This window comes from Actinomadura roseirufa (assembly GCF_900659635.1).
GTDB lineage: Bacteria > Actinomycetota > Actinomycetes > Streptosporangiales > Streptosporangiaceae > Spirillospora > Spirillospora roseirufa.
Window position 1 is genome coordinate 1 of the sequence record NZ_CAACVB010000244.1, and the last position, 11,073, is coordinate 11,073.

10 protein-coding genes are annotated in these 11,073 nt (G+C 73.4%); 3 read left to right on the forward strand and 7 right to left on the reverse strand.

Features of this window, described 5'->3' with window-relative positions; translation table 11 throughout:
- Positions 1 to 151: 151 nt before the first annotated feature.
- The 3 genes from E1291_RS33320 to groES all read right to left on the reverse strand — a co-directional run bounded on the left by E1291_RS33320 (position 152) and on the right by groES (position 3,288).
- On the reverse strand, positions 152 to 730 hold the full coding sequence (locus E1291_RS33320; protein WP_131742062.1) for a sigma-70 family RNA polymerase sigma factor: 579 nt from the start codon (positions 728 to 730) through the stop codon (positions 152 to 154).
- A gap of 535 nt (positions 731 to 1,265) precedes the next feature.
- Positions 1,266 to 2,894, reverse strand: coding sequence for a chaperonin GroEL (gene groL / locus E1291_RS33325; protein ID WP_131742056.1), 1,629 nt, complete (start codon positions 2,892 to 2,894; stop codon positions 1,266 to 1,268).
- An 85-nt stretch (positions 2,895 to 2,979) separates the two neighbouring features.
- Entirely contained in the window at positions 2,980 to 3,288 is a 309-nt protein-coding gene (gene groES / locus E1291_RS33330; RefSeq protein ID WP_089314894.1) for a co-chaperone GroES, read from the reverse strand.
- A 267-nt stretch (positions 3,289 to 3,555) separates the two neighbouring features.
- On the opposite strand from groES, the gene E1291_RS33335 reads away from it, so the two are divergent.
- The 3 genes from E1291_RS33335 to E1291_RS33345 all read left to right on the forward strand — a co-directional run bounded on the left by E1291_RS33335 (position 3,556) and on the right by E1291_RS33345 (position 8,134).
- Entirely contained in the window at positions 3,556 to 4,812 is a 1,257-nt protein-coding gene (locus tag E1291_RS33335; RefSeq protein ID WP_131742057.1) for a THUMP-like domain-containing protein, read from the forward strand.
- Between the two features lie 476 nt (positions 4,813 to 5,288).
- A complete protein-coding gene (locus E1291_RS33340) occupies positions 5,289 to 6,941 on the forward strand; it encodes an apolipoprotein A1/A4/E domain-containing protein (protein WP_131742058.1) in 1,653 nt (550 codons plus the stop codon).
- A 212-nt stretch (positions 6,942 to 7,153) separates the two neighbouring features.
- Complete coding sequence (locus tag E1291_RS33345) at positions 7,154 to 8,134, forward strand: phosphotransferase family protein (RefSeq protein WP_242614538.1); 981 nt, start codon at positions 7,154 to 7,156, stop codon at positions 8,132 to 8,134.
- A gap of 27 nt (positions 8,135 to 8,161) precedes the next feature.
- Here the strand turns inward: E1291_RS33345 and tsaD are convergent, their stop codons facing one another.
- From tsaD to E1291_RS42505, 4 genes are all read right to left on the reverse strand, one after another.
- On the reverse strand, positions 8,162 to 9,199 hold the full coding sequence (gene tsaD / locus E1291_RS33350; protein ID WP_131742060.1) for a tRNA (adenosine(37)-N6)-threonylcarbamoyltransferase complex transferase subunit TsaD: 1,038 nt from the start codon (positions 9,197 to 9,199) through the stop codon (positions 8,162 to 8,164).
- Complete coding sequence (rimI, locus tag E1291_RS33355) at positions 9,199 to 9,687, reverse strand: ribosomal protein S18-alanine N-acetyltransferase (protein WP_207401071.1); 489 nt, start codon at positions 9,685 to 9,687, stop codon at positions 9,199 to 9,201. The genes tsaD and rimI overlap by 1 nt, the downstream gene beginning before the upstream one ends.
- Complete coding sequence (gene tsaB / locus E1291_RS33360; RefSeq protein ID WP_131742061.1) at positions 9,684 to 10,364, reverse strand: tRNA (adenosine(37)-N6)-threonylcarbamoyltransferase complex dimerization subunit type 1 TsaB; 681 nt, start codon at positions 10,362 to 10,364, stop codon at positions 9,684 to 9,686. The genes rimI and tsaB overlap by 4 nt, the downstream gene beginning before the upstream one ends.
- Positions 10,365 to 10,439: 75 nt before the next feature.
- The coding region (locus E1291_RS42505; protein ID WP_207401072.1) for a hypothetical protein at positions 10,440 to 11,073 on the reverse strand (634 nt) is incomplete at its 5' end.

Here is an 11,073-nt window from a genome sequence, read left to right on the forward strand (position 1 = left end):
AGCGACTCGAAGATCGCGTCGGTCCGGCGCACCGCGCTCAGATCGGCGGGCGGCGTGGGCGCCGGCGCGACCGGGAGCCGGTCCGGCGGCGCGGGGGCGGCGCCGGAGTGCGAAGGCCCGTCCGGCTCCGGCGCGCCGCGGCTCCGCTCCGTCAAGCGATCGACTCCTCTCTGGCCATCGCCCGAAGCCGGGCCAGAGCCCGGTGCTGCGCGACCCGTACGGCCCCCGCGGACATGCCCAGCACGTTACCGGTCTCCTCGGCGGACAGACCCGCCACGACCCGCAGCAGCACCAGCTCGCGCTGGTGGTCGGGAAGCCGTGTCAGCAGGTCGCGGGCGCGCTGGGCCTCGATGTAGCGCACCACCGTCTCCTCGGGCCCCGGCCGGTCGTCGGGGCCGTCGGGCAGGTCCTCGGTCGGGACGGCGGCGCGGACGGCGCTGCGCAGCGCATCGGCGATCTTGTGGGAGGCGATGCCGAACACGAAGGAGGCGAACGGGCGCCCCATGTCGCGGTAGCGCGGCAGCGCCGACAGGACGGCGATGCACACCTCCTGCGCGACGTCGTCGGCGATGTGGTACTGCCCCGACACGCGGCCGAGCCGGGCCCGGCAGTAGCGCACAACCATGGGCCTGACCTCGGCGATGAGGACCTCGATGGCGCCGGGGTCGCCCTGAACCGCGAGCGTCGTCAGCTCCTTGAGGTCGTCCTCGCCGGCCTTCGCCGCGCGCAGCGGCCGGACCCCGCGGCCGGTGGCGCGGGGTGGAGGGGCGGGCCCCCTCGAGGGTTCGGTAGCGCGCGCGGTCACGGTCCCGGCGTAGCATCCCTCGGTCACGTCAAGCATGATGCCCAGCGGCGCCGGGCGTGTCTCCACTGTCGGTGGCAACGGAATGGTCACAGTGCGGGGACGAGGACCGAAAATGCACGCAACGCGGTCATCCAACGCCCCAGCGTACCGTCACCCCCCTTTTTGGACGCTTCGAATAGCGGTGACCGGACTATCGGTCGGGAAACGACCCCCGTTTCCGGTGTCCCCCGCTCGCGCGTCCTGCGGGTCTCCGCCCGTCCTTCCGTGAGGGCCCCGCCGACCGGGGCGCGAACGCGCGGCGGCGTACGGCGGCCGCCGCCGGGACACGCGCTGGACGCGGCAAGGCCCCCGCCCGGAATCCGGGCGGGGGCCTTCGACGATCGCCGGGGCGGAGCGAACCGCTCGCCCCCGGCACGCCGGACGCGCCGTACGTCAGCGCGGTGCCTCGCTCAGTGCTCGCTCAGTGGCCGTGCCCGTGACCGTGGCCGTGGCCACCGGCGGCGGCCTCGTCGGCCTCCTCCGGCTTCTCGACCACGAGCGCCTCGGTGGTGAGCAGCATGCCCGCGATGGACGCGGCGTTGGTGACCGCGCTGCGGGTGACCTTCACCGGGTCGATGACGCCCTGGGCGACCAGGTCGCCGTACTCGCCGGTGGCGGCGTTGTAGCCGTGGCCCGGCTGCAGCTCCTGCACCTTGGAGACGACGACGTAGCCCTCCTGGCCGGCGTTCTCGGAGATCCAGCGCAGCGGCTCGACCAGCGCGCGGCGGACGGCCTCCGCGCCGGTGGCCTCGTCGCCGGTCAGGGCGAGGCTGTCGAAGCCCTCCTTGGCCACGTGCACCAGGGCGCTGCCGCCGCCGGACACGATGCCCTCCTCGATCGCCGCGCGGGTCGCCGAGATGGCGTCCTCCAGGCGGTGCTTCTTCTCCTTCAGCTCCACCTCGGTGGCGGCGCCGACGCGCAGCACGCAGACCCCGCCGGCCAGCTTGGCGAGCCGCTCCTGCAGCTTCTCGCGGTCCCAGTCGGAGTCGGAGTTCTCGATCTCGACCTTGATCTGGTTGATCCGCGCCGTGATCTCGTCCGCCGCGCCCTCGCCGTCGACGATGGTGGTGGCGTCCTTGGTCACGGTGATCCGGCGGGCGCGGCCGAGGTCCTCCAGGCCGATGCCGTCGAGCTTGAGGCCGATGGCCTCGCTGACGACCTGGCCGCCGGTCAGGGTGGCCATGTCGCCCAGCATCGACTTGCGGCGGTCACCGAAGCCCGGCGCCTTGACGGCGACGGAGGTGAAGGTGCCGCGGATCTTGTTGGCGACCAGCAGCGCGAGGGCCTCGCCCTCGACGTCCTCGGCCACCACGAGCAGCGGCTTCTTGGTCTGGGCGACCTTCTCCGCCAGCGGCAGGAACTCCTGCACGTTGGAGATCTTGCCGTCCACGATGAGCACGTAGGCGTCCTCCAGGACGGCCTCCATGCGCTCGGGGTCGGTGACCATGTGCGGCGACAGGTAGCCCTTGTCGAACTGGAGGCCCTCGGTGAACTCCAGCTCGAGGCCCATGGTGTGGGCCTCCTCGACGGTGATGACGCCGTCCTTGCCGACCTTCTCGAACGCCTCGGCGATCAGCTCGCCGATCTGCGCGTCCTGGGCGGAGATGGTCGCGACGTGCGCGATCTCGGCCTTCTCCTCGACCTCGCGGGCCGACTTCAGGAGCTGGTCGGACACGTACTGGGCGGCGGCGTCGATGCCCCGCTTGAGGCTGAGCGGCGAGGCGCCCGCGGCCACGTTGCGGGTGCCCTCGCGGACCAGCGCCTGCGCGAGGACGGTCGCCGTGGTGGTGCCGTCGCCCGCGATGTCGTTGGTCTTGGTCGCCACTTCCTTGGCGAGCTGGGCCCCCAGGTTCTCGTAGGGGTCCTCCAGCTCCACCTCGCGGGCGATGGTGACGCCGTCGTTGGTGATCGTCGGCGCGCCGAACTTCTTGTCGATGACGACGTTGCGGCCGCGCGGGCCGATCGTCACCTTGACGGCGTCCGCGAGAGCGTTGACGCCGCGCTCAAGAGCCCGGCGAGCGTCCTCCTCGAACTCCAGGATCTTCGCCATGCGGATACTCCTCTTTCACGCGATCCGCCCCGGCCGCCCCGCCGAAGGCGGCGCCGACCGGGGCGGGTGCATCACGTCTCGGTGATTACTTCTCGATGACCGCGAGCACGTCGCGGGCCGAGAGGACGAGGTAGTCCTCGCCGTTGTACTTGACCTCGGTGCCGCCGTACTTGCTGTAGAGCACGACCTCGCCGACCTTCACGTCGACGGGGACGCGCTCGCCCTTGTCGTCGACGCGCCCCGGGCCCACCGCCAGGACGGTGCCCTCCTGGGGCTTCTCCTTGGCGGTGTCGGGAATGACCAGGCCCGATGCGGTGGTGGTCTCGGCCTCAAGCGGCTGGACGACGATGCGGTCCTCGAGCGGCTTGAGAACAACCTTGGTGGCGGTCGTCACGATCTGACCTCCCCTTCGATTGGTCCTCGGCCGGCCTGGTGGGCCGGCCAGCACATGTGACAGAGAGGCGACCCTGGACCGGCCTGCCGTCGCGGGTGCCAGACCGACCTTGTCGCTGTGTTGGCACTCTCGCTTGGAGAGTGCCAGTCTGGAGACTATTCCGTGCCCGGTAACCCGTCAACACGGACACGGGGCGCGGAGGCGGCCCGTCCCCCGGCGCCGCCCGGAACGCTCCCGCCGCGGTCACCTCCCGATACCGTCCAGCCTATGGACATCGCGTCGTTCTCGGCCCTGCGCACCGCCGCCGGCCGGGCCGTCCTCGACGAGGCCATGGCGGCGGACGTGAGCGAGGACGCCCTGCTCACGACCGCGTCCCGGCTGCGGGAACGGCACGATCCGGGGCTGGTGGCGGCGGCGCTGACCCAGGTGCGGCTGCGCGTCCGCGCGGCGGCCAAGTTCGGTTCGGACGCCCGCCGCATGTTCTTCACCCAGGCCGGGCTCGAACAGTCGACGCGGGCGGGCGTGGCCGCGCACCGCGCGCGCCGGTTCGCCGCGCACGCGCCGTCCGGCACGACCCTGGAACTGGGGTGCGGGATCGGGGCGGACTTGGTCGCGCGCGCCCGAGCGGGTCTGGCCGGTGAGGGAGTGGAACTCGACCCCCTGACGGCGGAGGTGGCCCGTGCCAACCTGGAGGCGTTCGGGCTGCAGGACGTCGCGTCCGTCCGGGTGGGCGACGCGACCGAGCAGGACCCGGGCGGTCACGCGGCGGTCTTCGCCGATCCGGGACGGCGCACGGCGCGCGGCCGCGTCTTCGACCCCCGTTCCTACGAGCCGCCGCTCGGGACCGTCCTGGACCTGGCCGGGCGGGCGCCCGCCGGATGCGTCAAGGTCGCGCCGGGCATCCCGCACGAGGCGGTCCCGGACGGCGCCGAGGCCGAGTGGATCTCGGTGGCCGGGGACGTGAAGGAGGCCGCCCTCTGGCTGGGCGCGCTCGCCGGGGACGTCCGGCGCCGCGCCACCCTGCTGCCCTCCGGCGCGTCCGCGCCGGGCGGGTTCTCCTCCGGCGAGGGCCCGGAGGGGTGGACGCTCACGCCGGGGGACCTCGGCGACCCGGACGTCGGCCCGTGGGGCCGCTACCTCTACGAGCCCGACGGCGCGGTGATCAGGGCGCACCTGGTCGCCGAGGTCGCCGCGCTGGCGGGCGGGCGGCTGGCCGACCCCCGGATCGCCTACGTGACGTCCGACGAGCTGCGCCCGACGCCGTTCGCGGCGGTGTACGAGGTGGAGGACGTGCTGCCGTTCTCGGTCAAGCGGCTGCGGGGCGAGCTGCGGCGCCGCGAGGTGGGCGTGCTGACGGTCAAGAAGCGCGGCTCGGCGGTCGACGTCGACCGGCTGCGCCGCGACCTGGGCTTCGGCGGGCGCGGGCGCGGGTCCGGCTACGGCGGGGCGGAGCTGACGCTGGTGGTGACACGGGTGGGCCGGGACCCGGTGGCGCTGCTGACCCGCCCGGAGGCGCGGCGCTGACCCGCCGGGGCACGCGGCGCTGACCCGCCCGGAGGCGCGGCCGGGCGCTAATCGGGCCAAAGATCTTCCGCGCACCGGCAACGCCAAGCGAGGCCGCGCGACGCGCCATGCCCGAGCAAATCATCGGCGCATTCCGGCATTGCGTTGGCCAGGGATGTGAAGCGTCCGGGGCGGCCGTGCGGCGGCACGGGAATCGGCGCGCCGGGACCACGGGACGAGGAATCACCAAAACAGGTTCAGCAACCGTCCCCGGGGAGGCCGCGATTACCGTGAAAGCGGATCATTCACGACCGCCGAACCCCCCGACGACCGGCGATTTCCGAGGAACCCGCCGAGTGGGGTAACAGGCACATTCCACCGAACTCGCGATGTTCCCCGCCACCCGTAATAGCGGCGCTGTACACGCACTACAGTGGCGACTTCACGATTCATTGCCGTGCGCCATTTCGTCGCGTCGGCACACGAAGGAGCATCGGGTGGAAACGAATCACAACTTCCTGCAGACGGGGGGTCAACCGGTCTCGGATCGGATGCGGGAGTTGCTCGCCCGTGCGGCGCAGGACCATGTCTATGAACAGCGCTCACAGGGTCAGGTCCTGGACGAGATCCGCCAGCGGCTGGAGGGTATGGAGTGGCTGCTGCGCGAGGTCCGCGAGCGGGAGCTCAGCGGGCTGACCGGGCAGATCGACAGCGTTCGCGGCCAGGTCGACGACCTGTCCAGCAAGCCCCCTGAATGGGCCGAAGGGCTGGCCGAGCACATCGAGGCCATGGGCGAGCGGGTCAAGCCGGTCGCCGAGCTGCCCGCGCTGTGGGCCGACGTCGGCGTCGTCGCCGAGAACGTCGACGAGGGCCTGTCGCGCATCCAGGCCGTCCTCGACTCCGCGCACCACATCACCGAGGCCACGCAGGCGGCCTCGCAGCGCATGGAGGAGATGACCAAGCGGCTGGACAAGCTCCAGGGCAGCATGGAGGCCGCGTCCGTCCGCTTCAACCGGCTCGACAAGTCGCTGGCGGAGCTCGGCCACCGGTCCGAGCGGCTCGAACACTCGATCAACGGGGTGACGGCGCGGGTCGACCAGGCGCTCGGCGAGATGGCCGAGCGGATGGAGCAGGGTCTGGAGGCGGTCAACGGCCGGGTCGAGGGCGTCGGCGGCCGGCTGGACGGGCTGGACGGGCGGCTGGACGGGGTCGACGGCAGGCTGGAGGGCGTGTCGGGCAAGCTGGAGGGCCTGGACGGGCGGTTCGAGGGCCTGGACGGGCGCATCGACGGCGTGGGCGAGCGGATCGGGCGGCTCCCGGCCACGCTGGAGATCGCCGAGCTGCACCGGATGCTGGCCGAGCTGGCGCAGCGCCCGCCGGCCGACCACGGCGACCGGTTCGACGCGCTGGAGAAGCATCTCGCCGAGGCGGTCGACCCGCTGATCGAGGAGTTGCGCGCCCGGCCGGACCGCGACGAGGTCAAGGCGACCATGTCCCAGATCGCCGAGACGGCCTACAGCGACGTCGCCAAGCGCATGGACGAGTTCTCCCGGCGCTTCGACGACGTGCACGAGGACGTCCGCAAGCGCATCGAGGGGATCCACGAGGAGGTCGCCAAGAAGGTCGACGGCGCGTTGGAGGAGTTCACCGCGCAGGTCGACATCGTCTCCCGGCGGGTGGAGTCGGTGCACGTGGACGTCACCAAGCAGGTCGAGTCGGTGCACACGCAGGTGGCGCGGCAGGTCAACGACGTCCACGACGACTTCGGCAAGCGCATGGGCGACATCCACGAGGACGTCACGCGCCAGGTCGGCAGCATCAAGGACAACGTGGCCAAGCAGGTCGGCGGCATGCAGGAGGACGTCGCGCGCCAGGTCGGCACTGCCCAGGAGGAGTTCGCCCGCCGCGTGGACGGCGTCCAGGACGAGGTCGGCCGCCGTGCCGAGGCGGTGCAGGCCGAGTTCGGCAAGCGTTTCGCCGACGTGCAGGGCGACATCGGCCGCCGGGTCGACGGCGTCCACGACGAGGTGTCCAAGCAGGTGAACGCGGTCCACGAGGATGTGCTCAAGCGGTTGTCCACGCTGGAGGAGACGATGCTCGCCCTCGCGGAGGCGCTTCTGCGCCCCCGAAGGGACGGAGCCAAAGACTGAACGCCGCCGATAGGGACGGGTGGGGCCGCTGGGGATCCAGAAGGGCCCCATCCGCTCGGCGGATACCCGATGGAATCCGTGGCGTTTGTCCAATTAACCGGTGGGACACCCGAAATGGCTTCCTCAAAGCACGTCGATGACGTGCACTTTGTTACGTTCCGTCTTCGCAAAATCACTCCCAATACCCATCGGAATCCGTTTTCATGGAGCTCGTGACCCACGCAACGGCACCCACCCTGCTGACCGGAGCACCGCCCAGCCACGCCACCCTGCGCTGGGTCGAGGGCTGCCTGGGCCGGGGCGCCGAGGTGCGGATGGTGCGGCCCCTGGCGGGCGGCTCCGCGCACGCCAACCACGCGCTGCTGGTGGAGACCCCCTCCGGCAGCGCGCACCGGCTCGTCCTGCGCCGCTGGACCGGGCGCGACACCGGGCCCGCGCTGCCCACCCTGCCCGCCCCGCCCGACGCGGGCGCCGCCCGCCGCTGCTACGGCGACACCGAGTTCTCGCCGGAACGGGAGATCGCCGCGCTGGCGCTGCTGGCGGGCTGCCCGATCCCGACGCCGACGCTGGTCGCCGCCGACCCCGCGGGGGCCTACTGCGACGTCCCCGCGCTGCTCATCTCCCGGCTGCAGGGCCACCCGCCCCGGCCCGCGCCCGACGACCTGCCCGAGTACCTCATCCAGCTCGCCGCCGCGCTGCTGGCGGTGCACGCCTTGAACGGCGCGGCGACGATGCCGCCGTACGTGCCCTACAACCGGCTCGACGTGCGGCTGCCGCCCCGGCACGCCCTGCGCCCCGACGTCTGGGACCGCGCGTTCGAGGTCGCCGCCGGGCCGCCGCCCGAGGCGCCCGCCCGGTTCATCCACCGCGACTACCACCCCGACAACACGCTGTGGTCCTACGGGAGGCTGACCGGCGTGGTCGACTGGTCGGACGCCTCGTCCGGGCCCATCGCGATCGACATCGCGCGGATGCGGCGCGGCCTCGCGGTGCGCTACGGCCGGCCCGTCGCCGACCGGTTCCTGGCCTCGTTCGACCAGGTGTCGGGCGGCTACCCGCACGACCCGTACTGGGACGTGCGCAGCGTCCTGGACCTGCTGCCCGAGGAGGGCGGCCGCGTCCTCGACGAGGCGAAGGTCCCGCTCCTGGAGGACTACCTCGCCGCGCTCCTCGCCGAGCTGGGCGTCACCTGACCCCGGCGGCCACCGCCCGCGGCGGCCTCAGAGCCTGACCGACTCGATCGGCAGGCTGGAGTCGGCGGGCACCTCCAGGTCGGACGGGGCCAGCCCCGCGGCGACCAGCTCCGCGCCGAGCGCGGCGACCATCGCGCCGTTGTCGGTGCACAGCTTCGGCCGCGGCACCCGCAGCCGCACCCCGGCGGCCTCGCAGCGCTCGGCGGCGAGGGCCCGCAGCCGGGAGTTGGCCGCGACGCCGCCGCCGATCAGCAGGTCGCGCACGCCGTTGTCCTTGCAGACCCTGAGCGCCTTCTGGGTGAGGACGTCCACCACGGCCTCCTGGAAGGACGCGGCGACGTCCGCGACCGGGACCGGCTCGCCCGCCCGCTCCTTGGCCTCGACCCAGCGCGCCACGGCCGTCTTCAGACCGGAGAACGAGAAGTCGTAGGTGCCGTCGTTGTACTTGCCGCGGGGGAACGCGATGGCCGCCGGGTCGCCCTCGCGGGCCATCCGGTCGATCACCGGGCCGCCGGGGAAGCCGAGGTCCAGCACCCGCGCGACCTTGTCGAACGCCTCGCCGGCCGCGTCGTCGACGGTGCTGCCGAGGGAGCGGACGTCGCTCGCCACGTCGGGCACCAGCAGCAGCGAGGAGTGCCCGCCCGACACCAGCATCGCCACGCACGGCTTCGGCAGCGGGCCGTGTTCGAGCTGGTCGACGCAGACGTGCGCGGCGAGATGGTTGACGCCGTACAGCGGCTTGCCGAGCGCGAGCGCGTAGGCCTTGGCGGCGGCCACGCCGACCATCAGCGCGCCGGGCAGCCCGGGGCCGGCGGTCACCGCGAACGCGTCGACGTCGGCGAACGACACCCCCGCGTCGGCGAGGGCGCGCTCCACGGTCGGGCCCATGGCCTCCAGGTGCGCCCGGGAGGCGACCTCGGGCACCACGCCGCCGAAGCGCGCGTGCTCCTCGACGCTGGAGGCGATCGCGTCGGCGAGCAGCGTGTGCCCCCGGACGATGCCGACGCCGGTCTCGTCACAGGAGGTCTCGATGCCGAGCACCAGCGGCTCGGAGTCGCGGATCATCACATCTCCCTGCTGAAGCCCACGGGTCTGCGGGTCAGGACGCGGCGCATGACGATCGCGTCCACGTCCGCGGGCTGGTAGTAGCGGCGGCGGATGCCGACCTTGCCGAAGCCGAATCGCTCGTAGAGCCTGCGGGCCCCGTCGTTGTCGGCGCGGACCTCCAGGAACACCGCCTCGCTGGCGCGCCGGACGGCCTCGTCCACGAGCTCGGTGAGCAGCGCCGCGCCGATCCCGGAGCCGCGCCGGTCGGCGCGGACCCCGATGGTCTGCACGTCGGCCTGGCCTCCCGCGGCGGCCAGGCCCGCGTAGCCGACGATGACGCCGCCGGGCTCCTCGGCGACGACGTAGTGGCGGGTGTGGGGCTGGCCGGCGAGCTCCTCGCGGAGCATCTCCTCGCTCCAGGCGTCCTCGGGGAACAGCTGCAGCTCCAGCCGGTGGACGGCGGGCAGGTCCAGGCTGGTCATGGCCCGCAGCGTGACCTCGCTCATCGCGGGGTCACCTTCTTGCGCGGTCCGGGCTCCTTGGCGTCGGGCCTGCGCAGGTAGAGCGGCTCCGGGGGGAGCAGCTCCGGGCCGGGCAGCCCCGACAGCCGGCTGACCGCCAGCTCGGCCAGCGACGCGGCCGTGGGCAGCAGCGGCTCGGGATCGGCGCCGCCGAGGACCTCCGGGTACAGCGCCGCGCCCTCCCCGACGACGGGCAGGTCGCCGGGCGCGCCCTCGCGGACGTCTCCGGGCGGACCCACGGCGGGGCCGGAGACGCGCGATCCGAAGGTGTCGTACCGCGCCCAGTACACCTCCTTGCGGCGGGCATCCGTCGCGACGGCGAACGGCTCATCCCGCCGGGTGGCCCAGGCGATGACGTCCAGGGTGCAGAAGCCGTGCACGGGGACGCCCAGCGCCTCCCCCATGGCGCGTGCCGTGATGAGGCCGACCCGGAGGCCGGTGTAGGGGCCGGGTCCCACGCCGACGGCGATCGCGCTCAGGGTCTCGGGCGCCGCGCCGGCCTCCGCCAGCACCCGGGCGATGGACGGGGTGAGCAGCTCGGTGTGCCGGCGCCGGTCGACGGCCTCGGCCGTGCCGCGGCGCACGGCGCCCTCGCCGGGAACCCATTCGTACAGCGCCACGGTGATCGCGGCGGTCGCGGTGTCGAAAGCCAAGACCAGCACGGATTGAAAGCCTAGTGCAGGCGGGCGGCCGGGTGCGGGAGAGCACCCCGGGCGGCGGGCCGCCGAGACGGTCGCTCAGCCCTGTTCGAGGGCCTTCAGGACGGCCTTCGCGGTCTCCTCGGCGCCGCCGGTCGCCGCGGCCTCGGCCAGCGGGCCGCCGTCGTCGGACCCCGAGTAGTGGATCGTCACCAGGACGTTCACGGCGCGGACACTGGCGATGGCCTCGCCGGATCCCCGGTCCTCGTCGACGCTGTAGACCACGTAGCCCTCGTCGCCGATCCCCTCCAGGGGCGACTTCCGGATCAGTCTCCGGCCCGCCAGGAGCGACCGGCCGGACTCGTCGTCGCGGCGCTCGGAGGCGAACGCGGTGGCCGCCGCCCGTGCCGGGCTCTGGCCCGCCGTCCCGGCGACGGCGCGCAGCTCCACGCTGAGCTGGCGCCCGCGGTCACCGGTGTAGGCGCCCCAGACGCACTGGTTCTGCCGGTCGCCGGCCTGGTAGGCGTCGGCCGGGTTCCGGGCGGCGCCGGGCGCCAGACGGCCGGCGAGGGCGTCGCCGACCAGCGTGCAGGCGTCCGGGACCGCGGAGCGCTCCCCCCTGGCGGAGGGCTCGGCGGAGGGCGTGGTCTCGGCGGCGCCGCTGCCGACGATCCGGCCGGTGTCCCGCTCGCCGTCCGGGCCCGCCCCGGTCAGCAGGAGGGCCGCCGCGAGG